Origin of the sequence: Pseudomonas sp. NY15356, assembly GCF_048068175.1 — a bacterium.
GTDB lineage: Bacteria > Pseudomonadota > Gammaproteobacteria > Pseudomonadales > Pseudomonadaceae > Aquipseudomonas > Aquipseudomonas putida_K.
Window position 1 is genome coordinate 20,449 of the sequence record NZ_JBLUPW010000003.1, and the last position, 25,455, is coordinate 45,903.

25 protein-coding genes and 2 pseudogenes are annotated in these 25,455 nt (G+C 63.7%); 16 read left to right on the plus strand and 11 right to left on the minus strand.

What is annotated here, in order from left to right:
- Positions 1 to 49: 49 nt before the first annotated feature.
- Entirely contained in the window at positions 50 to 1,543 is a 1,494-nt protein-coding gene (locus ACNFCI_RS03915) for an aldehyde dehydrogenase (RefSeq protein WP_084855349.1), read from the minus strand.
- A 196-nt stretch (positions 1,544 to 1,739) separates the two neighbouring features.
- Here ACNFCI_RS03915 and ACNFCI_RS03920 point away from each other — a divergent pair, with 196 nt between their 5' ends.
- Entirely contained in the window at positions 1,740 to 2,099 is a 360-nt protein-coding gene (locus tag ACNFCI_RS03920) for a cupin domain-containing protein (protein WP_368828742.1), read from the plus strand.
- An 80-nt stretch (positions 2,100 to 2,179) separates the two neighbouring features.
- Positions 2,180 to 2,383 carry an I78 family peptidase inhibitor gene (locus ACNFCI_RS03925; RefSeq protein ID WP_084855347.1) on the plus strand — a complete coding sequence of 68 codons (204 nt, stop codon included), beginning with the start codon at positions 2,180 to 2,182 and terminating at the stop codon, positions 2,381 to 2,383.
- A 68-nt stretch (positions 2,384 to 2,451) separates the two neighbouring features.
- Here the strand turns inward: ACNFCI_RS03925 and rpmG are convergent, their stop codons facing one another.
- The gene (gene rpmG / locus ACNFCI_RS03930) at positions 2,452 to 2,607 is read right to left on the minus strand and encodes a 50S ribosomal protein L33 (RefSeq protein ID WP_003253507.1); all 156 of its coding nucleotides are present in this window, start codon (positions 2,605 to 2,607) and stop codon (positions 2,452 to 2,454) included.
- 11 nt (positions 2,608 to 2,618) lie between these two features.
- Positions 2,619 to 2,855 (minus strand): 50S ribosomal protein L28, encoded by a 237-nt coding sequence (gene rpmB / locus ACNFCI_RS03935; RefSeq protein WP_043212989.1) that lies wholly within the window; start codon positions 2,853 to 2,855, stop codon positions 2,619 to 2,621.
- A 365-nt stretch (positions 2,856 to 3,220) separates the two neighbouring features.
- Here rpmB and ACNFCI_RS03940 point away from each other — a divergent pair, with 365 nt between their 5' ends.
- Positions 3,221 to 4,810 carry an ABC transporter substrate-binding protein gene (locus tag ACNFCI_RS03940; RefSeq protein ID WP_084855421.1) on the plus strand — a complete coding sequence of 530 codons (1,590 nt, stop codon included), beginning with the start codon at positions 3,221 to 3,223 and terminating at the stop codon, positions 4,808 to 4,810.
- A 93-nt stretch (positions 4,811 to 4,903) separates the two neighbouring features.
- Here the strand turns inward: ACNFCI_RS03940 and radC are convergent.
- Positions 4,904 to 5,571 (minus strand): annotated as a pseudogene (radC, locus tag ACNFCI_RS03945) (RadC family protein).
- Between the two features lie 125 nt (positions 5,572 to 5,696).
- On the opposite strand from radC, the gene coaBC reads away from it, so the two are divergent.
- The 4 genes and pseudogenes from coaBC to argB all read left to right on the plus strand — a co-directional run bounded on the left by coaBC (position 5,697) and on the right by argB (position 9,815).
- Positions 5,697 to 6,908, plus strand: coding sequence for a bifunctional phosphopantothenoylcysteine decarboxylase/phosphopantothenate--cysteine ligase CoaBC (gene coaBC, locus ACNFCI_RS03950; RefSeq protein WP_084855345.1), 1,212 nt, complete (start codon positions 5,697 to 5,699; stop codon positions 6,906 to 6,908).
- Between the two features lie 5 nt (positions 6,909 to 6,913).
- Entirely contained in the window at positions 6,914 to 7,369 is a 456-nt protein-coding gene (gene dut, locus ACNFCI_RS03955; protein WP_084855344.1) for a dUTP diphosphatase, read from the plus strand.
- Positions 7,370 to 7,505: 136 nt separating this feature from the next.
- A pseudogene (locus ACNFCI_RS03960) lies at positions 7,506 to 8,879 on the plus strand (phosphomannomutase/phosphoglucomutase); the annotation flags it as partial.
- Between the two features lie 30 nt (positions 8,880 to 8,909).
- Entirely contained in the window at positions 8,910 to 9,815 is a 906-nt protein-coding gene (gene argB, locus ACNFCI_RS03965) for an acetylglutamate kinase (RefSeq protein WP_084855342.1), read from the plus strand.
- A 153-nt stretch (positions 9,816 to 9,968) separates the two neighbouring features.
- On the opposite strand, the gene pyrE is transcribed toward argB, so the two are convergent.
- Positions 9,969 to 10,610, minus strand: coding sequence for an orotate phosphoribosyltransferase (gene pyrE, locus ACNFCI_RS03970; protein ID WP_011536401.1), 642 nt, complete (start codon positions 10,608 to 10,610; stop codon positions 9,969 to 9,971).
- Between the two features lie 80 nt (positions 10,611 to 10,690).
- Here pyrE and ACNFCI_RS03975 point away from each other — a divergent pair, with 80 nt between their 5' ends.
- Positions 10,691 to 11,470: an exodeoxyribonuclease III gene (locus tag ACNFCI_RS03975; RefSeq protein WP_084855341.1), complete on the plus strand. Its 780-nt coding sequence runs from the start codon at positions 10,691 to 10,693 to the stop codon at positions 11,468 to 11,470.
- Positions 11,471 to 11,572: 102 nt separating this feature from the next.
- Here the strand turns inward: ACNFCI_RS03975 and ACNFCI_RS03980 are convergent, their stop codons facing one another.
- Positions 11,573 to 11,941, minus strand: coding sequence for a DUF4870 domain-containing protein (locus tag ACNFCI_RS03980; RefSeq protein ID WP_084855340.1), 369 nt, complete (start codon positions 11,939 to 11,941; stop codon positions 11,573 to 11,575).
- Positions 11,942 to 11,966: 25 nt separating this feature from the next.
- Positions 11,967 to 12,689 (minus strand): ribonuclease PH, encoded by a 723-nt coding sequence (gene rph, locus ACNFCI_RS03985; RefSeq protein ID WP_084855339.1) that lies wholly within the window; start codon positions 12,687 to 12,689, stop codon positions 11,967 to 11,969.
- Between the two features lie 226 nt (positions 12,690 to 12,915).
- Between rph and ACNFCI_RS03990 the strand changes: the two genes are divergently transcribed.
- Positions 12,916 to 13,779, plus strand: coding sequence for a YicC/YloC family endoribonuclease (locus ACNFCI_RS03990; RefSeq protein ID WP_084855338.1), 864 nt, complete (start codon positions 12,916 to 12,918; stop codon positions 13,777 to 13,779).
- 13 nt (positions 13,780 to 13,792) lie between these two features.
- On the plus strand, positions 13,793 to 14,413 hold the full coding sequence (gene gmk / locus ACNFCI_RS03995; protein WP_084855337.1) for a guanylate kinase: 621 nt from the start codon (positions 13,793 to 13,795) through the stop codon (positions 14,411 to 14,413).
- 120 nt (positions 14,414 to 14,533) lie between these two features.
- Here gmk and ACNFCI_RS04000 read toward each other — a convergent pair whose 3' ends face one another.
- The 3 genes from ACNFCI_RS04000 to ACNFCI_RS04010 form a co-directional block, all read right to left on the minus strand.
- The gene (locus ACNFCI_RS04000; RefSeq protein WP_084855336.1) at positions 14,534 to 16,078 is read right to left on the minus strand and encodes an APC family permease; all 1,545 of its coding nucleotides are present in this window, start codon (positions 16,076 to 16,078) and stop codon (positions 14,534 to 14,536) included.
- Between the two features lie 134 nt (positions 16,079 to 16,212).
- The gene (locus ACNFCI_RS04005) at positions 16,213 to 16,968 is read right to left on the minus strand and encodes a gamma-glutamyl-gamma-aminobutyrate hydrolase family protein (RefSeq protein ID WP_084855335.1); all 756 of its coding nucleotides are present in this window, start codon (positions 16,966 to 16,968) and stop codon (positions 16,213 to 16,215) included.
- Between the two features lie 4 nt (positions 16,969 to 16,972).
- The gene (locus ACNFCI_RS04010; RefSeq protein WP_368828741.1) at positions 16,973 to 18,355 is read right to left on the minus strand and encodes a glutamine synthetase family protein; all 1,383 of its coding nucleotides are present in this window, start codon (positions 18,353 to 18,355) and stop codon (positions 16,973 to 16,975) included.
- Between the two features lie 206 nt (positions 18,356 to 18,561).
- On the opposite strand from ACNFCI_RS04010, the gene ACNFCI_RS04015 reads away from it, so the two are divergent.
- From ACNFCI_RS04015 to ACNFCI_RS04035, 5 genes are all read left to right on the plus strand, one after another.
- Complete coding sequence (locus tag ACNFCI_RS04015) at positions 18,562 to 19,434, plus strand: LysR family transcriptional regulator (protein ID WP_084855333.1); 873 nt, start codon at positions 18,562 to 18,564, stop codon at positions 19,432 to 19,434.
- A 259-nt stretch (positions 19,435 to 19,693) separates the two neighbouring features.
- The gene (rpoZ, locus tag ACNFCI_RS04020; protein WP_008091595.1) at positions 19,694 to 19,957 is read left to right on the plus strand and encodes a DNA-directed RNA polymerase subunit omega; all 264 of its coding nucleotides are present in this window, start codon (positions 19,694 to 19,696) and stop codon (positions 19,955 to 19,957) included.
- 59 nt (positions 19,958 to 20,016) lie between these two features.
- On the plus strand, positions 20,017 to 22,125 hold the full coding sequence (spoT, locus tag ACNFCI_RS04025) for a bifunctional GTP diphosphokinase/guanosine-3',5'-bis pyrophosphate 3'-pyrophosphohydrolase (RefSeq protein ID WP_084855332.1): 2,109 nt from the start codon (positions 20,017 to 20,019) through the stop codon (positions 22,123 to 22,125).
- A gap of 21 nt (positions 22,126 to 22,146) precedes the next feature.
- Entirely contained in the window at positions 22,147 to 22,527 is a 381-nt protein-coding gene (locus ACNFCI_RS04030) for a RidA family protein (protein ID WP_043209898.1), read from the plus strand.
- Between the two features lie 57 nt (positions 22,528 to 22,584).
- The gene (locus tag ACNFCI_RS04035) at positions 22,585 to 23,310 is read left to right on the plus strand and encodes a hypothetical protein (protein ID WP_084855331.1); all 726 of its coding nucleotides are present in this window, start codon (positions 22,585 to 22,587) and stop codon (positions 23,308 to 23,310) included.
- Positions 23,311 to 23,414: 104 nt separating this feature from the next.
- Here ACNFCI_RS04035 and ACNFCI_RS04040 read toward each other — a convergent pair whose 3' ends face one another.
- On the minus strand, positions 23,415 to 24,266 hold the full coding sequence (locus ACNFCI_RS04040; protein ID WP_416767466.1) for an SDR family oxidoreductase: 852 nt from the start codon (positions 24,264 to 24,266) through the stop codon (positions 23,415 to 23,417).
- Positions 24,267 to 24,456: 190 nt separating this feature from the next.
- Here ACNFCI_RS04040 and exbB point away from each other — a divergent pair, with 190 nt between their 5' ends.
- Positions 24,457 to 25,455: a tonB-system energizer ExbB gene (gene exbB / locus ACNFCI_RS04045; protein ID WP_416767467.1), complete on the plus strand. Its 999-nt coding sequence runs from the start codon at positions 24,457 to 24,459 to the stop codon at positions 25,453 to 25,455.

Genomic DNA, 25,455 nt, shown 5'->3' on the forward strand with positions numbered 1-25,455 from the left:
GATATGAAACCTGTGGGAGCGGGTTTACCCGCGAAGCGTCCGCGCTGAATTACAGCTTGATCCAGGTCGCCTTCAGCTCGGTGTACTTCTCCAGTGCGTGCAGCGACTTGTCACGGCCATTGCCCGACTGCTTGAAGCCGCCGAACGGCGCGGTCATGTCGCCGCCATCGTACTGGTTGACCCACACGCTGCCAGCGCGCACAGCGCGGGCGGTCTGATGGGCCTTGGAAATGTCCGAGGTCCAGATGCCGGCAGCCAGGCCGTATGGCGTGTCGTTGGCGATGGCCACGGCCTCTTCTGCGGTGTCGAAGGTGATCACCGACAGCACGGGGCCGAAGATCTCTTCCTTGGCGATCTTCATGGCGTTGGTCACGCCGTCGAAGATGGTCGGCTCGACATAGGTGCCGCCGGTTTCCTCCAGAGTGCGCTTGCCGCCAGCCAGCAGCTTGGCGCCATCCTGGTGGCCGGCCTCGATGTAGGACAGCACGGTATTCATCTGCTGGGTATCGACCAACGCACCGACAGTGGTCGCGGGATCCAGCGGGTTGCCCGGCTTCCAGGCCTTCAGGGCCTCGACCACCATCGGCAGGAACTGGTCCTTGATCGAGCGCTCGACCAGCAGGCGGGAGCCGGCAGTGCAGACTTCGCCCTGGTTGAAGGCGATGGCGCTGGCAGCGGCCTCGGCGGCAGCCTTCAGGTCAGGCGCGTCGGCGAACACAATGTTCGGGCTCTTGCCGCCGGCTTCCAGCCAGACACGCTTCATGTTCGACTCGCCCGCATAGACCATCAACTGCTTGGCGATCTTGGTGGAGCCGGTGAACACCAGGGTGTCGACGTCCATATGCAGGGCCAGAGCCTTGCCCACGGTGTGGCCGTAGCCAGGCAGCACGTTCAGCACACCAGCCGGAATACCGGCTTCGATGGCCAGCTGGGCGATGCGGATGGCGGTCAGCGGTGACTTTTCCGACGGTTTGAGCACAATGGAGTTACCGGTGGCCAGGGCCGGGCCGAGCTTCCAGCAAGCCATCAGCAGCGGGAAGTTCCACGGCACGATGGCACCCACCACACCCACCGGCTCGCGGGTGACCAAGCCGAGCTGGTCGTGCGGGGTCGGGGCGACTTCGTCGTAGACCTTGTCGATGGCTTCGGCGGTCCAGTGGATGGCGTTGGCGGCACCTGGGATATCGATGGTGGAGGAGTCACCGATCGGCTTGCCCATGTCCAGGGTTTCCAGCAGGGCCAGCTCTTCGACGTGCTCGCGCAGCAGGCCTGCGAAACGGATCAAGGTGGCCTTGCGCTTGGCCGGGGCCAGGCGCGACCAGACGCCGGATTCGAACACGGCGCGGGCATTCTCGACGGCACGGTTGGCGTCGGCCAGGTCGCAGCTGGCGACCTTGGCCAGGAAGCGTCCGTCCACCGGGCTCAGGCAGTCGAAGGTTTCACCGGATGCGGCGTCGGTGTATTCGCCGTTGATGAAGGCGCGACCTTCGATCTTCAGTTGTTGGGCACGCTGTTCCCAATCCGCACGAGTCAGGGTGGTCATACGAAACTCCTCCTCTTGTTAAGGTGCAACGCCGTACTGAGGACATCACGACGTTGTCGAAAATTCTGACAGGGCGACAAGCGCATACTGGCACCCGACACCCTAAACCAGCCGGGTGAAACTATCAATATATTTGACACGAAAGGCCTAAAAGCCTACTGATGTGCATTTTATTAAACAACAGGAGGACTTCACCATGACCATCAGCAGCATCATCGATTTCGCCCAGGTGCTCACCGAGGCAGAACGCTATCGCCCAGCGGCGGAGAAAATTCTCAAGGGCGAACCCGACCAGGCAGTCTACAACCACTACTCAAGCCCCTGCGGCCAGTTCGCCGCCGGTGTATGGGAAGGTGCGGTCGGCCAATGGACGGTGAACTACACCGAGCACGAGTACTGTGAAATCACCCAGGGTGTCTCGGTGCTGCGCGACCAGGACGGCAATGCCAAGACCCTGCGTACCGGTGATCGTTTCGTGATCCCTGCAGGCTTCAAGGGCACCTGGGAAGTCCTCGAGCCTTGCCGCAAGATCTACGTCATGTTCGAACAAAAGTAATAGTTAACGCAGGCGCAGGCTCCCCTGGCGAGAGGATGGCCCGGCCCATCCGGGCAATCCATCAACCAAGGAGTATCCCCATGACCAATGAAGAAGTCGTGCAAGCGCTGCAACACCTGGTCGGCATTCCCTATGAAGGGTCGATCAAAACTGCCATCACCCAGGTCACCGGTCGCACACGCGTGGTAGGCCCCAATGAAATGTCCACGCGTGAGTTCGACCCCGAACGCGTGCATGTACGTGTCGATGCAAGCGGCGCGGTTTCGGGCTTCGCGTTCAACTGAAGCTGAACGCCGGGCATAAAAAAACCCGCTTCCTCACGGAAGCGGGTTTTTTTTAGGTCGCCGATCAATTACTTGATCTTGGCTTCCTTGTACACCACGTGCTTGCGAACGACCGGATCGTATTTCTTGATCTCGATCTTGTCCGGGGTGGTGCGCTTGTTCTTGTCGGTGGTGTAGAAGTGGCCGGTACCGGCACTCGAAACCAGACGGATCAATTCACGCATGATGTTCTCCCTTAAACCTTGGCGCCAGCGCGACGGATGTCGGCCAGGACGGCATCGATACCGCGCTTGTCGATGATACGCATGCCCTTGGCGGAAACGCGCAGACGCACGAAACGCTTCTCGGATTCAACCCAGAAACGGTGGTGCTGCAGGTTCGGCAGGAAACGACGACGGGTTTTGTTGTTTGCGTGGGAAATGTTGTTCCCGGTTACCGGACCCTTACCGGTAACTTGACAGACTCTCGACATGCCTCAGCCCTCTAAAACCACATGCCCAACCCGGCATGGGTTGGCCGCTTAATCTCTCAGTCTATGGCGCCAGGCGCCGTGTTTCCGGGGTCTTATCGACCGGATCCGCTTGCGCGACAGACCGTGCCCCTAGAAAAGAGCGCTGCTTTATACCAGAAAGACTCGGCCACAACAACAGAAGATGCGTTTCCTGAACGGGCCGAGCGCGCCAGGCCAGCATAGCGACAAGCCCTGCGCGCTGTCGACCGCTCGTCGCCGTACCCATGAAAAAGAGGGTGGTCATTTAGCGATGCGCACACTAGGGTAGGACGTTTCCGACTGCATAGATAGATAAAATGGGCCATCTGGCCAGCCAAGGAGCCACCATGCGTGCCGCCGCCCTTTCGTTGTTGTTCGCTTCCCTGTTCGCCACGGGCCTCGCCCAGGCAGCGCCGCTTGCCGTCTGTACCGAGGCCAGCCCTGAAGGTTTCGACGTGGTCCAGTACAATTCGTTGACCACCACCAATGCCTCGGCAGACGTGCTGATGAACCGCCTGGTGGAGTTCGATGCCAGCCTGGGCAAGGTGGTGCCCAGCCTGGCCGAAAGCTGGACGGTGTCCGATGACGGCACGGTCTACGACTTCAGGCTGCGCAACGACGTGAAGTTCCATACCACGCCCTGGTTCAAGCCCAGCCGCACGCTGGATGCCGACGACGTGCTGTTCAGCTTCCAGCGCATGCTCTACCCTGCCCATGCCTGGCACAAGACCGCTGCGGGCGGCTACCCGCACGCCCAGTCGCTGCAACTGGGCAGCCTGATCAAGCTGATCGAGGCACCGGAGCCGCACACCGTGCGCTTCACCCTGACCCACCCGGACGCCACCTTCCTGGCCACCTTGAGCATGGGCTTCGCCTCGATCTACTCCGCCGAGTACGCCGACAAGCTGCTCAAGGCTGGCACGCCGGAGAAGCTCAACAGCCAACCGGTGGGCACCGGGCCGTTCGTGTTCCAGCGCTTCCAGAAGGACGCCGTGGTGCGCTACCGCGCCAACCCCGACTACTTTGCTGGCAAGCCAACCATCGACCCGTTGATCTACGCCATCACACCAGACGCCAACGTACGCCTGCAGAAAATCAAGCGTGGCGAATGCCAAGTGGCCCTGTCGCCCAAGCCGCTGGATATCGCCGAAGCCGGCAAGGACGGTAGCCTCAAGGTCGCCTCCACCCCAGCCTTCATGACCGCCTTCGTCGCGCTCAACAGCCAGCATCCGCCACTGGACAAGCCCGAGGTGCGCCAAGCGATCAACCTTGCCTTCGACAAGCCCGCATACCTCAAGGCGGTGTTCGAGGGCACCGCCACCGCAGCCAACGGCCCCTACCCACCTAATACCTGGAGCTACGCCAAGGACCTGCCCGGCTACACCCTGGACCTGAAAAAGGCCAAGGCGCTGCTGGCCAAGGCCGGGCTGGCAGACGGCTTCGCCACGACGATCTGGACCCGCCCCTCGGGCAGTCTGCTCAACCCAAACCCGAACCTGGGCGCGCAGATGCTCCAGGCTGACCTTGCCAAGATCGGCATCAAGGCCGAGATCAAGGTCATCGAGTGGGGCGAGCTGATCCGCCGGGCCAAGGCTGGCGAGCATGATCTGCTGTTCATGGGCTGGGCAGGCGACAACGGCGACCCGGACAACTTCCTCAGCCCGCAGTTTTCCTGCGCGGCGGTAAAGTCGGGGACCAACTTCGCGCGCTTTTGCGACAACCGCCTGGATCAGTTGATCAGCGCCGGACGCACCACCAACGACCAGAGCGTGCGCAGCCGCCTGTATCAGCAGGCGCAGACGCTGATCCACCAGCAGGCCCTCTGGTTGCCGCTGGCCCACCCGACTGCGGCCACGTTGCTGCGCCAGGGGGTGGAGGGGTACCAGGTAAGCCCGTTCGGGCGGCTGGACTTCAGCAAGGTCTCCGTCAATCGCTAAAGCCCTGTAGGAGCGGCCTTGCGCCGCAAAAGGGCCGCAACGCGGCCCCAGGGCTCTACTGCCCACCGCGAGGCAAGGGGCGGCTGGGGATAGCTAGGTTACGAGCCACCCCTGCTCGACCATCGACAGCGGCTCCCCGTCGCCAATGATGATGTGATCCAACACCCGCACATCGATCAACGCCAGCCCCCGCTTCAGCGAAACCGTCAGGTGCACGTCATCCTGGCTCGGCTCGCTGTTGCCCGAAGGATGGTTGTGGCACAAGATCAACGCCGCCGCATTGTGCAGCAATGAGCGCCGCACCACTTCACGGGGGTAGACGTCCGCTCGGTTGACCGTCCCTCTGAACAGGATCTCGAACGCAATAGGCCTGTGCTTGGTGTCCAGAAACAGGCAGCCGAATACCTCGCTGACCTCATGGCGCAGCATGGATTTGAGGTAGCGCCGCACAGACGCCGGGCTCTCCAGGGCCGGCTCACGCTCGATGGACTCACCCAGATAACGCCTGCCGATCTCCAGCAAGGCTTGCAACTGCGCGTATTTCACCGGCCCCATGCCTGGCTCTCGCAGTACGGCTTCGCGGCCGGCCTCGAGAAACTGCCTGAGCCCGCCAAAGTGCGCCAACAGCCCGCGCGCAAGGTCCAGCACGTTGCGCCCGGCTACAATACAGCGAGCAATTCGGCATCGGACAGCACGGCCGCACCGCGTTGCAACAGCTTCTCCCGCGGCCGTTCATCCGCCGGCCACTCCCTGATGTTCATACCCCTCCTTGCGTGTTACTGCGGCCCGTTTCGGCCCTGTGTTAATCTATCCCGCTCCGTAGATGCGACGTTCTGCCGCAGGCAGTTGTCGTCGCCGCCCGCTTTCACTGGAAAAAGGCAAGCCTATGCAGCGGCTGTATCGCAAGCGCATCGTTCTCGGCGTGGGTGGCGGCATCGCCGCCTACAAGAGCGCCGAGCTGATTCGCCGACTCCTGGAACACGGCGCGCAGGTGCGCGTCGTCATGACCCGAGGTGGTGCCGAGTTCATCACCCCGCTGACCCTGCAGGCGCTGTCCGGCCACCCGGTGCACATGGATCTGCTCGACCCCGCGGCCGAAGCGGCCATGGGGCACATCGAACTGGCCAAGTGGGCCGACCTGGTATTGATCGCCCCGGCCACCGCCGACCTCATGGCACGCCTGGCCCAAGGCATGGCCGACGACCTGCTGACCACCCTGGTGCTGGCCACCGATGCCACCGTGGCCGTCGCCCCGGCGATGAACCAGGCCATGTGGCGCGACCCGGCCACCCAAGCCAACCTCGAACTGCTCAAGAGCCGCGGTATCCAGGTGTTCGGCCCGGCCTCCGGCAGCCAGGCCTGCGGCGACGTGGGGCTGGGGCGCATGCTCGAGGCCACGGACCTTGCCTGGTGCGCAGCCGAGAGCTTCAAACGCCAGGCACTGACCGGCAAACACGTGCTGATCACCGCCGGCCCCACCCAGGAAAACATCGACCCGGTGCGTTACATCACCAATCATAGTTCGGGGAAGATGGGCTTCGCCCTGGCCGAGGCGGCCGCCGAAGCCGGCGCTCGGGTGACCCTCGTCACGGGTCCTGTGCACCTGCCGACCCCCGACCGGGTCAACCGGATCGACGTGGTCAGCGCACGGGACATGCTCGCGGCGTGCGAGGCGGCCATGCCGTGCGATCTGTTCATCGCCTCGGCCGCGGTCGCGGACTACCGCCCGGAAGTCGTCGCCCCGCAAAAACTCAAGAAAGATCCTACGACCGGTGACGGCATGCTGCTGCAGATGGTGCGCAATCCGGATATCCTTGCGACCATCGCCGGCCGTGCCGACCGCCCGTTCAGCGTCGGCTTCGCCGCCGAAACCGAACACCTGCTCGATTACGCCACGCGCAAGCTCAAGGACAAGAACCTCGACCTGATCGTCGCCAATGATGTGGCCAACCCCAGCATCGGCTTCAACAGCGAGGAAAACGCCCTGACCGTGATCGACCGCCAGCAGCACCAGACCCTCTTCGCGCAGACCAGCAAGGGCAAGATCGCTCGTCAGTTGGTCGCCTTCATCGCCGAACGGCTCAACCAGGTTCAATAAGTTACATGCACGCTCTTCAAGCCAAGATCCTCGACCCTCGCCTGGGCAACGAATTCCCGCTGCCGCAGTACGCCACACCCGGCTCCGCCGGCCTGGACCTGCGCGCCATGCTCAAGGAAGACACCGTCCTGGAGCCGGGCCAGACCCTGCTGATCCCAACCGGCCTGTCGGTCTACATCGGCGACCCGGGCCTGGCCGCCATGATCCTTCCGCGCTCGGGCCTGGGCCACAAGCATGGCATCGTGCTGGGCAACCTGGTCGGCCTGATCGACTCGGACTACCAGGGCGAGCTGATGGTCTCCTGCTGGAACCGCGGCCAGACGCCCTTCACCATCGCCATCGGCGAGCGCATCGCCCAGCTGGTGCTGGTACCGGTGGTGCAGGCGCATTTCGACATCGTCGAGTCGTTCGACGAGAGCCAGCGCGGCGCAGGCGGCTTCGGCCATTCCGGTAGCCACTGAGCCGATAGACCGACCGTTGGGCCATGGATGGCGAACTCTCTGGCAAATGCACCGTCCAAGCGTTCAGTTTGCGCCTGCCCAGAAGCCTTTGATTATTGGAGCACCCCCAGAGATGAACGACATGGCCCACCTGGTACCCGCACTGCCCGAGAGCATCTTCCGCGCCTATGACATCCGCGGTGTGGTCGGCAAGACCTTGACGGGCGAGACCGCCTACTGGATCGGCCGCGCCATCGGCGCCCAGAGCCTGGCCCAGGGCGAACCCCAGGTCTCGGTTGGCCGCGACGGCCGCCTGTCCGGCCCGATGCTGGTGGAACAGCTGATCAAGGGCCTGGCCGATGCCGGCTGCCAGGTCAGCGACGTCGGCCTGGTGCCGACCCCGGCGCTGTACTACGCCGCCAATGTACTGGCCGGCAAGTCCGGCGTGATGCTCACCGGCAGCCACAATCCGCCTGACTACAACGGTTTCAAGATCGTCATCGCCGGCGACACCCTGGCCAACGAGCAGATCCAGGCCCTGCTGACCCGCCTCAAGACCAATGACCTCACCCGTGGCGAAGGCCGCGTCGAGAAGGTCGAGATCCTCCAGCGCTACTTCCAGCAGATCACCGGCGACGTGAAACTGGCCAAGAAGCTCAAGGTCGTGGTCGATTGCGGCAACGGCGCCGCCGGCGTCATCGCCCCGCAGCTGATCGAAGCCCTGGGCTGCGAGGTCATCCCGCTGTTCTGCGAGGTCGACGGCAACTTCCCCAACCACCACCCGGACCCGGGCAAGCCCGAGAACCTCGAGGACCTGATCGCCAAGGTCAAGGAAACCGGTGCCGACATCGGCCTTGCCTTCGACGGTGACGGCGATCGCGTGGGCGTGGTGACCAATACCGGCAACATCGTCTACCCCGACCGCCTGCTGATGCTCTTCGCCCAGGACGTGCTGTCGCGCAACCCAGGCGCCGAGATCATCTTCGACGTCAAGTGCACCCGCCGTCTGACCCCGCTGATCGAACAACACGGTGGCCGCGCCCTGATGTGGAAGACCGGTCATTCGTTGATCAAGAAGAAAATGAAGCAGACCGGCTCGCTGCTGGCCGGCGAGATGAGCGGGCATATCTTCATCAAGGAACGCTGGTACGGTTTCGACGACGGCATCTACAGCGCCGCGCGCCTGCTGGAGATCCTCAGCAAGGCCGGCCAGGACGCTGAAAGCCTGTTCGCTGCGTTCCCGAACGATATTTCCACGCCGGAAATCAATATTGATGTGACCGACGAGAGTAAATTCAGCATCATTGATGCACTGCAACGCGACGCTGCCTGGGGCGATGCCAACCTCACCACCATCGACGGTGTTCGGGTCGACTACGCCCATGGCTGGGGCCTGGTCCGCGCCTCCAACACCACGCCGGTGCTGGTGCTGCGCTTCGAGGCCGACAGCGACGCCGAACTGCAACGTATCAAGGCTGTATTCCGCGAGCAGTTGCTGCGGGTCGAACCAGGCCTGCAACTGCCGTTCTGACGACTATCCGTTCCTTACCTGGAGCCCTGCATGACCCTCGATCGCGATGCCGCTTCCCATGTAGCCGAGGTTTTGTCCGAAGCACTGCCCTACATTCGCCGCTTTGTCGGCAAGACCCTGGTGATCAAGTACGGCGGCAACGCGATGGAGAGCGAAGAGCTCAAGACCGGCTTTGCCCGTGACATCGTGCTGATGAAGGCCGTGGGCATCAACCCGGTGGTCGTGCACGGCGGCGGCCCGCAGATCGGCGACCTGCTCAAGCGCCTGTCGATCGAAAGCCATTTCATCGATGGCATGCGCGTCACCGACTCGGCGACCATGGACGTGGTGGAAATGGTGCTGGGCGGCCAGGTCAACAAGGACATCGTCAACCTGATCAACCGCCATGGCGGTAGCGCCATTGGCCTGACCGGCAAGGATGCGGAACTGATCCGAGCCAAGAAGCTCACCGTCAGCCGCCAGACCCCGGAGATGACCCAGCCGGAAATCATCGACATCGGTCATGTGGGTGAAGTGGAAAGCGTCAACACCGACCTGCTCAATATGCTGGTCAAGGGCGACTTCATTCCGGTGATCGCCCCGATCGGCGTGGGCAAGAACGGCGAATCGTACAACATCAATGCCGACCTGGTGGCCGGCAAGGTGGCCGAGGCACTGAAGGCCGAGAAGCTGATGCTGCTCACCAACATCGCCGGCCTGATGGACAAGCAAGGCACGGTGCTGACGGGCCTGACCACCGAGCAGGTCAACGAACTGATCGCCGACGGCACCATCTACGGCGGCATGCTGCCGAAGATCAAATGCGCCCTGGAAGCGGTGCAAGGCGGCGTGAACAGCTCGCACATCATCGATGGGCGCGTACCGAACGCCGTGCTGCTGGAGATCTTCACCGACAGCGGTGTCGGTACCCTGATCACCAACACCAAGCGTTCCTGAGTCGTCAGCAGCCCCCATCGCCGGCAAGCCGGCTCCCACAGGGGGCAGTGCAATCCTTGTGGGAGCCGCCTTGCCGGCGATGAGGCCGGTACGCACAACGGCTACAAAAAAGGCGACCTCGAGGGTCGCCTTTTTTGCTTGCATTGATCCGGATCAGATCCCGTACTGCGCCCGATAGGCCTCGACAGCCGGCAGGTGCTGCTTGAGCTGCGGGTCGTCGGCCAGGAACTCCAGCACCTGGGTCAGCGACACGATGCTGACCACCGGGATGCCGAAGTCGCGCTCGACTTCCTGGATCGCCGACAGCTCGCCATTGCCGCGCTCTTCGCGGTTCAGCGCGATCAGCACGCCTGCGGCCTTGGCCTGCTGGGCATTGATGATCTGCATGACCTCGCGGATGGCAGTACCGGCGGTGATCACGTCGTCGATGATCAGCACGTCACCGGCCAGCGGGGCGCCGACCAGGCTGCCGCCTTCGCCGTGGTCCTTGGCTTCCTTGCGGTTGAAGCACCAAGGCACGTCGAGCTGGTGCTGCTCGGCCAGGGCCACGGCGGTCGCCGCCGCCAGGGGGATACCCTTGTAGGCCGGGCCGAACAGCACGTCGAACGGGATCTTGCTGTCGACGATGGCCGCCGCATAGCAACGCCCCAGTTGGGCCAGGGCCGAACCTGTATTGAACAGGCCGGCATTGAAGAAGTACGGGCTGGTACGCCCCGATTTCAGGGTGAACTCACCGAAGCGCAGAACCCCGCGATCGATGGCAAAACGAATGAAGTCGCGCTGATACGGCTGCATGAAGAGTCCCGAATACCACGGATTTAGCTAAATGAGTTGAGCTCGGGTATCATACACGCACGAGATTTTTGGGGCCATTTATGCGGATCATCAGTGTGAACGTAAATGGCATTCAGGCTGCGGCCGAGCGTGGACTGCTCAGCTGGCTGCAAGCCCAGAATGCCGACGTCATCTGCCTTCAGGATACCCGCGCCTCGGCCTTTGAACTCGACGACCCAGCTTTCCAGCTCGATGGCTATTTCCTTTACGCCTGCGACGCGGAGGTGCCAGCCCAAGGTGGCGTGGCACTGTATTCGCGGATGCAGCCCAAGGCAGTCATCACCGGCCTGGGCTTCGAGACAGCCGACCGCTACGGGCGTTACCTGCAAGCAGATTTCGACAAAGTCAGTATTGCCAGCCTGCTGCTGCCTTCGGGCATGAACGGCGACGAAGACTTGAACCAGAAGTTCAAGTTGATGGACGACTTCGCCAAGTACCTGGACAAGCAGCGCCGCAAGCGTCGCGAGTACATCTATTGTGGCTCGTTGTACGTGGCGCAGCAGAAGCTGGACATCAAGAACTGGCGCGACAGCCAGCAATCGCCGGGCTTCCTGGCGCCGGAGCGCGCCTGGATGGACGCGATCGTCGGCGACATGGGCTATGTCGATGCCCTGCGCGAAGTCAGCCGTGAAGGCGACCAGTACAGCTGGTGGCCGGACAATGAGCAGGCCGAGATGCTCAACCTGGGCTACCGGTTCGACTACCAGATCCTCACCCCGGGCCTGCGCCGCTTCGTACGCAATGCACGCCTGCCGCGCCAGCCACGCTTCTCCCAGCATGCACCGCTGATCGTGGACTACGACTGGACGTTGACCATCTGACCGTTGGGGCTGCCCTGCAGCCCAATCGCCGGCAAGCCGGCCCCACAGGGATTGTGCAGGCCCCTGTGGGAGCCGGCTTGCCGGCGATTGGAACAACCAGCCTTACTTGATCGGCCGCCAGATCAGCGGATAACGGTAGGGCTTGCCTTCATTGGCCTTGACCCCCGCAACAATGGCCAGGACCAGCACCGCCACCGCCAGGATGGCGAACAGCACGATCCCCACCAGCACGAACATCAGCAGGAAGCAGATGAACCCAGCGATGGTCACGCTGATCTGGAAGTTCAGCGCCTCCTTGCCCTGGGCATCGATGAACGGGTCCAGTTCACGCTTCCAGATCCACATCACCAATGGGCCCAGCAGGTGCCCGAGCGGCACCACCAAGCCAAGCAGCGCCGAGAGGTGGCAGAACATCGCCCATTGCCGGATTTCGGCATTGGGCGGCGTGATCGGCAGATCAGGTTCGTTCATGTTCCACACCTCCTTGGCGTAGCGATCAATCGGCCAGCGAGGCCTTTTGCAGTTCGAAGATTTCGTTCATGCCCTTCTGGGCCAGGGCCAACATGGCGTTGAAGTCTTCCGGCTGGAACGGAGCGCCTTCTGCGGTGCCCTGCACTTCGATGAAGCCTCCGGCGCTGGTCATGACCACGTTCAGGTCGGTCTCGGCGGCGGAGTCTTCCAGGTAGTCCAGGTCGAGCACCGCTTCGCCCTGGTACATGCCCACGGACACGGCAGCGATCATGTGCTTGAGCGGGTTGCCGCCCTTGAGGCCGCCGCGTTTCTTGATCACGGCCAGGGCGTCGCACAGGGCGACCATGGCGCCGGTGATCGAAGCGGTACGGGTACCGCCGTCGGCCTGGATCACGTCGCAGTCGACGTACAGGGTGATATCGCCCAGCTTGCTCATATCCAGCGCGGCGCGCAGCGAGCGGCCGATCAGGCGCTGGATTTCCAGGGTGCGGCCACCCTGCTTGCCACGGCTCGCCTCGCGCTGGTTACGCTCGCCGGTGGAGCGCGGCAGCATGCCGTATTCGGCGGTCAGCCAGCCTTGGCCCTGACCCTTGAGGAAGCGGGGAACACCATTCTCGACGCTGACCGTGCAGACGACCTTGGTGTCGCCGAACTCGACCAGTACCGACCCCTCGGCGTGCTTGGTGTAGTTGCGGGTGATGCGGATCGAGCGGAGCTGATCGGCGGCGCGACCACTTGGACGTTTCATCTGGGATACCTGTACCGGGACTTGAATCTGCGGAGCATTATAAGGCCCGGCGCCCCAGGAGGACATGCCTATTGTCGCGGCCCGGCAGCCTGTCGTCTTTCCCTACACCCGCGCCAGGCTGTCTGTAACATGGGTGGATTGGGCGCCCACGCCGCACTGCGTTACAATCCCGCGCCTTGCAGCCGAAAGGCTTCCCCGTTCATTCAGATTTCGCGAGGTACTCTCCATGGTGCACAGCATGACCGCTTTTGCTCGAGTCGAGCGCGCCGGCAGCCAAGGCACCCTGGCCTGGGAGCTCCGCTCGGTCAACCACCGCTACCTGGAGCCCCACCTGCGCCTGCCCGAGGCCCTGCGCGACCTGGAAGGCGCCGTGCGCGAAGGCCTGCGCCAGGGCCTGTCGCGGGGCAAGGTGGAGTGCACCCTGCGCTTGAGCGAAGACAGCACCGGCAAGCCCTTGCAGGTCGACCGCGAGCGTGCCGCACAGCTGGTGGCCGCTGCGGAAACCGTCGCCGGGCTGATCAAGCAACCGGCACCGCTCAACCCTTTGGAAGTCTTGGCCTGGCCGGGCGTGCTGGTGGGCGATGCCAGCGATCCCCAGGCTCTCAACGCCGAAGCCATGGCCCTGTTCGACGAAGCCTTGGCCGAGCTCAAGGCCGGGCGCCAGCGCGAAGGCCTCGAGCTGGCCCGGCTGATCAACGAACGCCTGGACAGCATGGCTACCGAAGTCACCACCCTACGCGCCCTGGTGCCGCAGATGCTGGCCGCTCAACGCCAGCGTATCCTCGACCGCTTCGCCGACCTGCAGGCCGAGCTCGACCCGCAGCGCCTGGAGCAGGAGATGGTCCTGCTGGCGCAGAAGAGCGACGTCGCCGAGGAACTGGACCGCCTCAGCACTCATATCACCGAAGTGCGCCGGGTGCTCAAGTCCGGCGGCGCCGCCGGCAGGCGCCTGGACTTCCTGATGCAGGAACTCAACCGCGAGGCCAACACCCTGGGCTCCAAGGCGTTCGACCCACGCAGCACCCAGGCGGCGGTCAACCTCAAGGTATTGATCGAACAGATGCGTGAACAAGTACAGAACATCGAGTAAGGCCACCCCTACCATGAACCACAGCAGCGGCACCCTCTATATCGTCTCGGCCCCTTCCGGTGCCGGCAAGACCAGCCTGGTCACCGCATTGACCAAGGACGACCCGAAAATCCGCGTCTCGGTCTCCCACACCACCCGCGCCATGCGCCCGGGCGAGCAGCACGGGGTGAACTATCACTTCGTCCAGCACGAGGCGTTCAAGGCCCTGATCGAGCAAGGCGACTTCCTCGAGCACGCCGAAGTCTTCGGCAACTTCTACGGCACCTCACGCAGCGCGTTGCAGCAAACCCTCGAACAAGGCTACGACCTGATCCTGGAAATCGACTGGCAAGGCGCACAGCAGGTGCGCAAGCTGATGCCCGAGGCGCTGTCGGTGTTCATCCTGCCGCCGAGCCAGCAGGCCCTGCGCCAGCGCCTGGACAACCGTGGCCAAGACAGCGAGGCCATCATCGAAGGCCGCATGAAGGAAGCGGTCAGCGAGATGCAGCACTACGACGAGTACGACTACGTCATCATCAATGATGATTTCGACGTGGCGCTGAAGGAGTTGAAGGCAGTGTTCGTTGCCAACCGCCTGCTGCTGAAGAAACAGCAACAGCGTCATGAAGCACTGCTCAAGCAACTGATCGGCTGAAAGCAAAAGGGGCCGCTTTGCGCCCCAATCGCGGGCCAAGCCCGCTCCCACAAAGCCGTTGACGAATCCTGTGGGAGCGGGCTTGGCCCGCGATTGAGCTGCAAGGCAGCCCCTTTTTCATCACTCCTGCAATCGAAGCTTGGCCTGCTGCTGCAAGGTGGCTCCCAGGAAATAGGCCGGCGCGCGCCAGCGCGACAGCACCATCAGCACGATCCCCAGCGCCGAGATGATCGCCGCGATCACGAACACCAGCCCCAACCCGCCAACATGCGAGCCGCTGCCGAAGTCCGGTGAGGCACTGTCGATCGCGGTGCGCACGAAGATCACCGACAGGATCACCCCACCCACCAGCGGGCACAGGCCACGCATGAAGAAGTGGCGCACGCTGTCGAACAGGCTATCGCGGAAGTACCAGACGCAGGCGAAGGCCGTCAGCGAATAGTAGAAGCAGATCATCATGCCCAGGGCCGTGATGGTGTCGGCCAGCACGTTCTCGCTGAGGGTGCGCATGGTCACGTAGAACACCGCCGCGGCGACACCGGCACAGATGGTGGCGTAACGCGGGGTCTGCGAGCGCGGGCAGACACTGGCGAAACGTTGCGGCACGGCGCCGTAGTAGCCCATGGCAAGCAGCGTGCGAGCCGGCGAGACGAAGGTCGACTGCAAGGAGGCGGCGGTGCTGGCCAGTACCGCGATGGACATCAGGATCGCCAGCGGCCCCATGACCGGGCCGGCCAGGTGGGCGAAGACGTTCTCCTGGATGCGCGGGTTGCCAAGGCCCAGGCCGACATCGCTGATCCCGGCGAATTGCAGGGTGGCGATGGCGGTGACCAGGTAAAGGCCGAGGATCAGCAGCACGGTCCAGGTGGCGGCCTTTCCAGGCACCTCGTCACTGCCGATCGACTCCTCGCTGACCGTCAGGCAGACATCCCACCCCCAGAAGATGAAGATCGACAGCGACAGACCAGCGGCGAACGCCGAGAACGACTCGACGCCGAACGGGTTGAACCAAGACAGGTCGAAGGCCAGCGGTGGCGGCGCAGTGGTCTCGCCGAAGGCGGCGAAGGCAAAGCCGATCAGCACCAGCAACTGCAAGGCGACCAGGCCGTACTGCACGGTCATGGTGGTGCCCATGCCTCGGCAGCAGATCCACACGGCCAGGGCAATGAACACGCAACAGGTCACCACGTTGATCAACAGGTTGTCCGCCAACGCGGCCAACGCCTGTTGCCCAGTGATCTGACCGAGGAACAGATAGAAGAAATCGACGGCCACGCCCGCCAGGTTGGACAGCACGATGGTGGTCGCGACGACCAGCCCCCAGCCACCGATCCAGCCGATCATCGGCCCGAAGGCACGTGCCGACCAGGTGAATGACGTGCCGCTGTCAGGCTCGGCGGCGTTGAGCTCGCGGTAACCAAGGGCCACCAGCAGCATGGGCAAGAAGCCCACGATGAACACTGCCGGCAGGTGGGCGCCCACCTCACGTACGGTCGGCCCGAGGGCGCCGGTCAGGGTATAGACCGGCGCGATGGTGGAAATGCCCAGCACCACGCTGGCCAGCAGGCCCAGGCGGCCCTTTGCCAGGCCCTTGCTGGCGCGCTGGGTGTTGCCTGCGTCGGTCGCCACGTCGGGTGGGCGGCCGGCTTCAGTGTATTCGCTCATGAGTATTTGCCGTAACTATTGGTATTGTTTTCACGGGCCTTGCGAACAAGGCCCGCGTTTCACTCATTGAAAGCTGTTGCAGGGGAACGGGTCATCCGAGACCTTCGGGTAATGACGTCAGAATGCTTCTGCCGTTAACCCTCCCGTGCAGCATGGGCGATGCAGGCCTCGCGGAACGCCTGGAAAAGGCGCCGGGAGACCGGGTTTTCGGCGAAACGCCATTCCGGGTGCCACTGCACCCCGAGCACGAAGCCCGAAGCGCCAGGCATCGACACCGCTTCGATCAGGCCATCCGGGGCCCGCGCCTCGACACGCAGCCCTGGGGCCAGGCGATCGATGCCCTGGCTGTGCAGCGAGTTGACCTCGAACTGCGCAGCCAGGCCCAAACCCTCGAACAACCCGCCCGGCTCGATGGCCACGGGATGTCGAGGGCCGTACTGCACCTCAAGGGGTGCATCCTCAGGTTCTCGGTGGTCCAGGTAGCCGGGCAGTTCCTGCACACGCTGGTGCAGCGAACCGCCAAGGGCCACGTTCAGTTCCTGGAAGCCACGGCAAATGCAGAACACCGGCACGCCGGCGGCAATGGCCGCCTGCAGCAAAGGCAAGGTCAGGCGGTCACGCGCGAGGTCGTGCCGAGTGCCTTCCACGCTGGGGGCGCCATTGTAATGATGCGGCTCGACATTTGAAGGCGAGCCGGTAAAAAGAATGCCATCGAGCCGCGCCACCAGCGCCTGGGGGTCACTGCCCCCGTCGCGCGCCGGCAGGATCAGCGGAAGCCCGGCAAAGCCGGCCGCCTCGACATACTTGTCGCCCACCGTGTGCGACGAGTTCTTCCCCACCTGCTGGCGGCAGGCGCTGACACCGATCAGAGGGACCGCATTTGCGCTCATGGGTTCACACCGTGTGCAGGTACCAGTTGTACTCGAGGTCGGAAATCGACACTTCGAACTCGGCCAGCTCGCTTTCCTTGCAGGCCACGAAGATGTCGATGTAGTCCGAGCTGATGTATTGGTTGAGGACTTCGCTGTCATCCAGTGCGCGCAGTGCATCGCGCAGGTTGTTCGGCAGGCTTTGCTCGAGCTGCTCGTAGGAGTTGCCTTCGATCGGCTCGCCCGGCTCGACCTTGTTGGTCAGGCCGTGGTGAATGCCGGCCAGGATCGCGGCAAGCATCAGGTACGGGTTGGCATCGGCACCGGCCACGCGATGCTCGATGCGCACGTTCTCGCTGCTGTCGGTCGGCACGCGCAGGGCCACGGTGCGGTTGTCCAGGCCCCAGCTCGGCGCATTGGGCACATAGAACTGCGCACCGAAGCGGCGATAGGAGTTGATGTTCGGGCAGAGGAAAGCCATGGATGCCGGCATGGTCTCCAGCACGCCACCGATGGCGTGGCGCAGCGCCTCGCTTTGCAGCGGGTCTGCGCTGGCGAAGATGTTCTTGCCGGTCTTCTTGTCCAGCAGCGAGATATGCACGTGCAGGCCATTGCCCGCCTGGCCCGGGTAGGGCTTGGCCATGAAGGTGGTGTCCATTTCATGGTCGTAGGCGATGTTCTTGATCAGGCGCTTGAGCAGAATCGCATAGTCGCAGGCCTTGAGCGGGTCGGCGACGTGATGCAGGTTGACCTCGAACTGCGCCGGGGCACTTTCCTTGACGATGGCATCGGCAGGAATGCCCTGTTCCTTGGCAGCCTCGAGCATGTCCTGCAGGCAATCGGCGTATTCGTCCAGGTCATCGATCAGATACACCTGGGTCGACTGCGGGCGCTTGCCGGAAATCGGCGAGCGTGGCGGCTGTGGGCGGCCATTGAGGTTGTCCTGGTCGATCAGGTAGAACTCCAGCTCGAACGCCGCGCAGATATCCAGGCCCAATGCGTCGAACTTGCCAACCACCTGGCGCAGCACCTCGCGCGGGTCGGCGAAGAACGGCGCACCGTCCAGCTCGTGCATGGTCATCAGCAACTGGGCGGTGGGGCGCTTCTGCCAGGGCTCGTCGGACAGCGTGCCCGGGATCGGACGGCAGATACGGTCGGCATCGCCGATGTCCAGGCCAAGGCCGGTGCTCTCGACGGTGGAGCCGTTGATATCCAGGGCGAACAGCGACGCCGGCAGGTTGATGCCTTTCTCGTATACCTTGTGCAGGCTCGCGCGCTCGATGCGCTTGCCACGGACCACCCCGTTCATGTCGGAGATCAGCAGATCGACGAACTGCGTATCCGGATGAGCCTCTAGGAATTCATTCATCTCGCTGGCAGAACTGGCGCACGGAGTGACCGACGTCATGGCTGTACATCCTTTGATTCGGGGCGGCGATGTGGAGGGATACGGCTGGCGCCTTGCGGGCGGCGATGGTTGTACTGTTGTTCTTTTCACTGTCCCATCGTGGGGATAGGGTGCGGATCCGGCGCATTGATTACCGGGTGCCGTTCCACTATAAAATGGCACCTACGCAACAGACATTGGCATTACGGCAAACAGAGCGTGCATCGATGCAATACCAGATTACCCATGCGGACCTCTCCCTGGTGCTCGCCCTGGAGCGCGGTCGCTCGCTGGCCAAGGCCGCCGAGCTGCTGAAGGTCGACGTCTCGACCGTGTTCCGCTCCATCCGCCGGCTGGAGTCGGCGCTGGGCACGGCGCTGTTCGTCAAGAGCCGCAAAGGCTACCTGCCTACCGATACCGCCCAGGCCCTGGCCGAACAGGCCGAGCGTGCCGAACAGGCCCTCGATGCCGCGCGTATCGCCCTGACCAGCGGTGAACAGGTGGTCAGCGGCACCGTCCGCCTGACCTGTACCGAGGCGGTGATGCACAGCCTGCTGCTGCCGGCGCTGGCCGACTTCATGTCGAACTACCCGGCCCTGTCGCTGGAGATGGGCACCTCCAATACCTTCGCCAACCTCAGCCGGCGCGATGCCGACATCGCCCTGCGCCTGACCAACACGCCGCCGGAACACCTGGTCGGCCGCTGCCTGGGCTCCACGTCCTATGTGGTCTGCGGCCAACCACAGTGGCGCGAACGCCTGGCCGAGTCGCACAACAACGTGCCGTGGATCGCCCCGGACGACTCCATGCAGGATCACCCCACGGTGGTCTGGCGCAACCAGCAATATCCGGGGCTTAACCCGCGCTACCAGTGCAGCAGCATGTCGACCATCGCCCAACTGGTGAGCACCGGCCTGGGCGTGGCGGCGCTGCCCGACTACATGGTCGACGCCCTGCCGGAAGTCGAGGCCTTGAGCGGCCCCCTGCCGGGCTGCGATACCCAGCTGTGGCTGCTGACCCGCCCGGATTGCCGGGCGCTACGCTCGGTGCAGACGCTGTTCGAGGAGCTGACCCCACGATTGCGTGACGCGATGCTCTGAGGTTATCGTCGGGCTCAGGTATCGAGGGTGTCTGTTCCGGCCCTTTCGCGGCTGAAGCCGCTCCCACTGGGTGCAGTGATGAGCCTGAGGACAATGCTGCCCCTGTGTGGGCTTCAGCCGCGAATGAAGGCAACACAGGGCTTGAAGGTGACCACTCGACAAAACAACCCTTCCCTATTGGCTGGTGATTTTTTAAACTATCGAGTCCGCCTGCCCAATCTGGGCTGCACGCCTACCGCATTTGCTACTGAGGAAGACCATGGCCCGCGTAACTGTTGAAGACTGCCTGGAACACGTGGATAACCGCTTTGAGCTGGTCATGCTCTCGACCAAGCGCGCCCGTCAACTGGCCACCGGCGGCAAAGAGCCGCGGGTAGCATGGGAAAACGACAAGCCGACCGTCGTCGCCCTGCGCGAAATCGCCGAAGGTATCGTCACCCCTGAGTTCATCGCCGCCGAAGAGATCGTCACCGAAGATCCGGTCTTCGCCGCGTTCGAGGACGAAAACAACGAGGCTGTCTGATTCATGCCCGGTCGACGTCGCGCGGCACAAGGCATTCTTCCTCGGCAGGAGGTGACCCCATGCCGGGTATAGAAGCCCTCGCCGAACGGCTGTCGACCTATCTCGGCCCCGACCAGGTCAACCTGGTCCGCCGGGCCTACTTCTACGCCGAACAGGCGCACGATGGCCAACGCCGCCGCAGCGGCGAGCCCTACGTGACCCACCCGCTGGCCGTGGCCAGTATCCTGGCCGACATGCACATGGACCATCAGAGCCTGATGGCCGCCATGCTGCACGATGTGATCGAAGACACCGGCATCGCCAAGGAAGCCCTCTGCCAGCAGTTCGGCGAGACGGTCGCCGAGCTGGTCGACGGGGTCAGCAAGCTGACCCAGATGAACTTCGAGACCAAGGCCGAGGCCCAGGCCGAGAACTTCCAGAAGATGGCCATGGCCATGGCCCGCGACATCCGCGTGATCCTGGTCAAGCTGGCCGACCGCTTGCACAACATGCGCACCCTGGAAGTGCTTTCGGGCGAAAAACGCCGACGCATCGCCAAGGAAACCCTCGAGATCTACGCCCCCATCGCCAACCGCCTGGGCATGCACAACGTGCGCGTGGAGTTCGAGGACCTCGGCTTCAAGGCCATGCACCCGATGCGCTCCTCGCTGATCCACCGCGCAGTCAAGAGCGCCCGTGGCAACCGCAAGGAAATCGTCGCCAAGATCGAGCATTCCCTGGCCAACTGCCTGGCGGCAGACGGCATCGAGGGTGAGGTCAGCGGTCGGCAGAAACACCTCTATGGCATCTACAAGAAGATGCGCGGCAAGCGCCGCGCCTTCAACGAGATCATGGACGTGTACGCCTTCCGCATCATCGTCGACAAGGTCGACACCTGCTACCGCGTGCTTGGCGCCGTGCACAACTTGTACAAGCCATTGCCTGGTCGCTTCAAGGACTACATCGCGATTCCCAAGGCCAACGGCTACCAGTCGCTGCACACCACGCTGTTCGGCATGCATGGCGTGCCCATCGAGATCCAGATTCGCACCCGCGAAATGGAAGAGATGGCCAACAATGGCATCGCCGCCCATTGGCTGTACAAGTCCAACGAGGACGAGCAGCCCAAGGGCAACCACGCCCGCGCCCGCCAGTGGGTCAAGGGTATCCTCGAGCTGCAGCAACGCGCCGGCAACTCCCTGGAGTTCATCGAAAGCGTGAAGATCGACCTGTTCCCGGACGAGGTCTACGTCTTCACGCCCAAAGGCCGGATCATGGAGCTGCCCAAAGGCTCAACCGCCGTCGACTTCGCCTACGCGGTGCATACTGATGTGGGCAACAGCTGCATCGCCTGCCGTATCAACCGCCGCCTGGCGCCTCTGTCCGAGCCGCTGCAGAGCGGCTCGACCGTGGAGATCGTCAGTGCCCCGGGCGCACGGCCGAACCCGGCCTGGCTCAACTTCGTGGTCACCGGCAAGGCACGCACGCATATTCGCCACGCCCTCAAGCAGCAACGCCGCTCCGAATCCATCAGCCTGGGCGAGCGCCTGCTGAACAAGGTGCTCACCGGCTTCGACAGCAGCCTGGAGCAAATCCCCCCGGAGCGCATCCAGGCCATCCTCGCCGAGTACCGCCTGGAGCTGATCGAAGACCTGCTCGAAGACATCGGCCTGGGCAACCGCATGGCTTATGTGGTCGCCCGCCGCCTGTTGTCCGCCGAGGGCGAACAATTGCCGGCCCCCGAGGGCCCGCTGGCCATCCGTGGTACCGAAGGCCTGGTGCTCAGCTACGCCAAGTGCTGCACGCCGATCCCAGGCGACCCGATCGTCGGCCACCTCTCGGCAGGCAAGGGCATGGTCGTGCACCTGGAAAACTGCCGTAACATCAGTGAAATCCGCCACAACCCGGAGAAGTGCGTGCAGCTCTCCTGGGCCAAGGACATCACCGGCGAATTCAATGTCGAGCTGCGCGTCGAGCTGGAGCACCAGCGTGGCCTGATCGCGCTGCTGGCCAGCAGCGTCAACGCCGCCGACGGCAATATCGAAAAAATCAGCATGGACGAACGCGACGGCCGTATCAGCGTGGTCCAACTGGTGGTCAGCGTGCGCGACCGCGTGCACCTGGCCCGCGTGATCAAGAAGTTGCGTACCCTGACCGGCGTGGTCCGCATCACCCGCATGCGTACGTAGTCCGTCAACCAAGGAGTCATCATGACCAAGACCGTCATCAACAGCGACAAGGCCCCAGCCGCTATCGGCACCTACTCCCAGGCGATCAAGGCCGGCAACACCGTGTACATGTCCGGCCAGATCCCGCTGGATCCGAAGACCATGGAACTGGTCGAAGGCTTCGAAGCCCAGACCGTCCAGGTCTTCGAAAACCTCAAGGCCGTGGCCGAGGCTGCCGGTGGTTCGTTCAAGGACATCGTCAAGCTGAACATCTTCCTCACCGACCTGAGCCACTTCGCCAAGGTCAACGAGATCATGGGCCGTTACTTCGAACAGCCCTACCCGGCCCGTGCCGCCATCGGCGTTGCCGCGCTGCCGAAAGGCTCGCAGGTCGAGATGGACGCGATCCTGGTCATCGAGTGATGCCCATGGTGACGGGCTGCCCGCCCGTCACCTTCCCTTCCCCAAGGTTCCAGCACCATGCGCCACGCCCTTTCCCTTGCACTGGCAGCCCTGCTTCTGGGCGGCTGTGCCAGCCACAAGCCCGAAGACTACAACGGCACCTGGATCAATCAGGACGCCATCGATGCCGCCGATGGCGGCAGCCTGCACCAGGCCCTGAGCGAGCACGGGCCGGTACTCGAATGGAAGATCGACGTCGCCAACCAGCAGGCCAGCTACAGCAATGGCTTCGAGGCGGTCGACGGCTACCTCAGTGCCAAGGAAGACCAATGGCAAGCCAGCTTCTCTGGCGGCCAGACCGAGCAATTGAACCTGGACGGCGACACCCTGCGCACCACCTCGCAGGCCGGCGAAAAGCAAACGTTCGTACGGGTCAAGGCCGCACCCGCCAACGCCCCGCTGGGCGGCAGTTTTGAAAAGGCTCTGTACAAGGCCTACCTGGGCGGCGACTGGAAGATCATTGAAGGCCCCGGCAAGGGGGCGGTGGTGCGCTTTGCCGAGAACGGCAGGGTGACCGGCCTGCCCAACCTCGACCGCTACGCCCTGTGCCTGGCCGGCGATTGCGCCGACATGGGCGGCGACAACGACAGCCTGTGGCTGGAGCGCGACCGGCGCGGGGCACCCTGGATTTTCAAGCGTGATGACGACACGCTGGAGATCCTTCAGGCCGTCAACCGCGCGCAACCTGACGAGAAGCCGCAACTGGCGCCAGGTGCTCGGCAATGGGTGCTGGAGCGCGACTGACCTTTATCGGTTTCGATGACCCAATCGCCGGCAAGCCGGCTCCCACAGGTGCGGCAGGCATCACCTCTGTGGGAGCCGGCTTGCCGGCGATTGGGCACTGAAGCCTACCCCTTCAGGATGGCCGCATAGCCGTCCTTGTAGCCCGGGTACTGCGGCATCCAGCCCAACGCCCTGGCCCGCGCATTGCTGCACCGCTTGCTGCCGGTGCGGCGCACCCGCTGCTCGTCCGACCACTCGGTGACCCCCATGTACTGGCGCAACCAGGCCACCACATCGGCCAGCGGCGCCGGGTCGTCGTCCACGCCGATATAGCAGTCATCCAGCGCCACACCCTGCGCATCGGCCTGCAGCAGGAACGCGATCAACCCTGCGGCATCCTCGGCATGGATGCGATTACCGTACAGTGGTGGCTCCTCGGCCACGCGGTAACCTTGGCGTACCTGACTGAGCAACCATTCGCGCCCCGGGCCATAGATGCCGGTCAGGCGCACGATGGAGGCCGGCAGCCCACTGTGCAGTGCCAATTGCTCCGCCTCCAGCATTACCCGCCCCGAATAGCCCTGGGGCTCGGTGACCGCGCGCTCGTCGATCCATTCGCCATCGGCCTGGCCATACACGCTGCTGCTGGACACGAACAGCACTCGTCGCGGCCGCTGCCCACGCTCCGCCAACCAACCCAGCACATGGCGCAACCCCTCGACATAGGCCTGTCGGTAGCCCGCCTCGTCGTGCTGGCTGGCCGCCACGCAATACACCAGGTAGTCCGGCGACCGTGCCGGCCAGGCCGCTGGAATCGTCGGCTCGGCCAGGTCGGCGGCGATCGGCCATACGCCAGCCGGAAGGTGCTCGACAGAACGCCGCAAGCCGCTGACCTGCCAGCCCTGGGCAAGCAGTTGTCGCGCCAGACGGCCACCTACATCGCCACAGCCTACGATCAACACGGATGGTTCCGACATCTCCAAACTCCCAAGGCCAAAGGTTCAGGCTAGCCGGATTAATCGATGGGCGGCTAGACGTTGGTTAAAAAAGGCAACTTTATTACTTCTGCTAACAAGAATTACTTGCAATAATGGCGCCCTGTCTGTTCTCGGCCTGTCTCGAGGCCGTGGGGAACATCAATCTTTTTCTTCATCAGGTCCGGCCAGCATGACACGTACTCAACCCTCCGCTTCGCCAACCACGTCGCGCGCCTGGCGCGCCATCGCCGCGCTGACGCTCAGCCTGGTGCTGGCCCCGACCGCCATGGCCGATGAGCCTGTCGCACCCGCCACCAACGCCCCGGCAGCCGCCGCAGCCCCTGCGGCTCCCATGCAGGCGCCGGCAGCCGATGCCAAGGCGCCAGCCGACGCCGCCAACGTCGCCAACGCCGCTGCCGCACCGGCCGGCGCCCAAGCTGCAGGCGACGAGAACGTCCAGGCCCTGGTCGAGGACACCTCCCTGGGCATGGCCCACGACCTGTCTCCATGGGGCATGTACAAGAACGCCGACGTGGTCGTCAAAGCCGTGATGATCGGCCTGGCCATCGCCTCGCTGATCACCTGGACCATCTGGATCGCCAAGGGCTTCGAGCTGATGGGCGCCAAGCGTCGCCTGCGTGGTGAAATCGCACTCCTGAAGAAGGCCGCCAGCCTCAAGGAAGCCAGCGACGCCGCCAACAAGCCAGGCACCCTGGCCCACACCCTGGTCCATGATGCCCTGGATGAAATGCGCCTGTCGGCCAATGCTCGCGAAAAGGAAGGCATCAAGGAACGCGTGAGCTTCCGCCTGGAGCGTCTGGTCGCCGCCAGCGGCCGTAGCATGAGCAGCGGCACCGGCATGCTTGCCACCATCGGCTCCACCGCACCCTTCGTGGGCCTGTTCGGCACCGTGTGGGGCATCATGAACAGCTTCATCGGCATCGCCAAGACCCAGACCACCAACCTGGCCGTGGTCGCCCCCGGCATCGCCGAAGCCCTGCTGGCCACTGCCCTGGGCTTGGTCGCGGCGATTCCTGCCGTGGTCATCTACAACGTCTTCGCCCGCTCCATCGCCGGCTACAAGGCCCAGGTCTCCGACGCTTCGGCGCAGGTCCTGCTGCTGGTCAGCCGCGACCTGGACCACCAGGGCAGCGAGCGCGTCGCCCCGCACGTGGTCAAAGTGGGGTAA

Bases quoted from the DNA above. Each gene is read 5' to 3' on its own strand.
- ACNFCI_RS04015 (WP_084855333.1), top strand. From the start codon at position 18,562: ATGCAATACCAGATTACCCATGCGGACCTCTCCCTGGTGCTCGCCCTG.
- ACNFCI_RS04040 (WP_416767466.1), bottom strand. From the start codon at position 24,266: ATGTCGGAACCATCCGTGTTGATCGTAGGCTGTGGCGATGTAGGTGGC.
- coaBC (WP_084855345.1), top strand. From the start codon at position 5,697: ATGCAGCGGCTGTATCGCAAGCGCATCGTTCTCGGCGTGGGTGGCGGC.
- spoT (WP_084855332.1), top strand. From the start codon at position 20,017: ATGCCGGGTATAGAAGCCCTCGCCGAACGGCTGTCGACCTATCTCGGC.
- ACNFCI_RS04010 (WP_368828741.1), bottom strand. From the start codon at position 18,355: ATGACGTCGGTCACTCCGTGCGCCAGTTCTGCCAGCGAGATGAATGAA.
- pyrE (WP_011536401.1), bottom strand. From the start codon at position 10,610: ATGCAGCCGTATCAGCGCGACTTCATTCGTTTTGCCATCGATCGCGGG.
- ACNFCI_RS03920 (WP_368828742.1), top strand. From the start codon at position 1,740: ATGACCATCAGCAGCATCATCGATTTCGCCCAGGTGCTCACCGAGGCA.
- ACNFCI_RS03940 (WP_084855421.1), top strand. From the start codon at position 3,221: ATGCGTGCCGCCGCCCTTTCGTTGTTGTTCGCTTCCCTGTTCGCCACG.
- ACNFCI_RS03990 (WP_084855338.1), top strand. From the start codon at position 12,916: ATGGTGCACAGCATGACCGCTTTTGCTCGAGTCGAGCGCGCCGGCAGC.
- rpmG (WP_003253507.1), bottom strand. From the start codon at position 2,607: ATGCGTGAATTGATCCGTCTGGTTTCGAGTGCCGGTACCGGCCACTTC.
- rph (WP_084855339.1), bottom strand. From the start codon at position 12,689: ATGAAACGTCCAAGTGGTCGCGCCGCCGATCAGCTCCGCTCGATCCGC.
- rpmB (WP_043212989.1), bottom strand. From the start codon at position 2,855: ATGTCGAGAGTCTGTCAAGTTACCGGTAAGGGTCCGGTAACCGGGAAC.
- exbB (WP_416767467.1), top strand. From the start codon at position 24,457: ATGACACGTACTCAACCCTCCGCTTCGCCAACCACGTCGCGCGCCTGG.
- ACNFCI_RS04035 (WP_084855331.1), top strand. From the start codon at position 22,585: ATGCGCCACGCCCTTTCCCTTGCACTGGCAGCCCTGCTTCTGGGCGGC.
- ACNFCI_RS03925 (WP_084855347.1), top strand. From the start codon at position 2,180: ATGACCAATGAAGAAGTCGTGCAAGCGCTGCAACACCTGGTCGGCATT.
- argB (WP_084855342.1), top strand. From the start codon at position 8,910: ATGACCCTCGATCGCGATGCCGCTTCCCATGTAGCCGAGGTTTTGTCC.
- ACNFCI_RS04030 (WP_043209898.1), top strand. From the start codon at position 22,147: ATGACCAAGACCGTCATCAACAGCGACAAGGCCCCAGCCGCTATCGGC.
- dut (WP_084855344.1), top strand. From the start codon at position 6,914: ATGCACGCTCTTCAAGCCAAGATCCTCGACCCTCGCCTGGGCAACGAA.
- ACNFCI_RS04000 (WP_084855336.1), bottom strand. From the start codon at position 16,078: ATGAGCGAATACACTGAAGCCGGCCGCCCACCCGACGTGGCGACCGAC.
- ACNFCI_RS03980 (WP_084855340.1), bottom strand. From the start codon at position 11,941: ATGAACGAACCTGATCTGCCGATCACGCCGCCCAATGCCGAAATCCGG.
- ACNFCI_RS03975 (WP_084855341.1), top strand. From the start codon at position 10,691: ATGCGGATCATCAGTGTGAACGTAAATGGCATTCAGGCTGCGGCCGAG.
- ACNFCI_RS04005 (WP_084855335.1), bottom strand. From the start codon at position 16,968: ATGAGCGCAAATGCGGTCCCTCTGATCGGTGTCAGCGCCTGCCGCCAG.
- gmk (WP_084855337.1), top strand. From the start codon at position 13,793: ATGAACCACAGCAGCGGCACCCTCTATATCGTCTCGGCCCCTTCCGGT.
- ACNFCI_RS03915 (WP_084855349.1), bottom strand. From the start codon at position 1,543: ATGACCACCCTGACTCGTGCGGATTGGGAACAGCGTGCCCAACAACTG.
- rpoZ (WP_008091595.1), top strand. From the start codon at position 19,694: ATGGCCCGCGTAACTGTTGAAGACTGCCTGGAACACGTGGATAACCGC.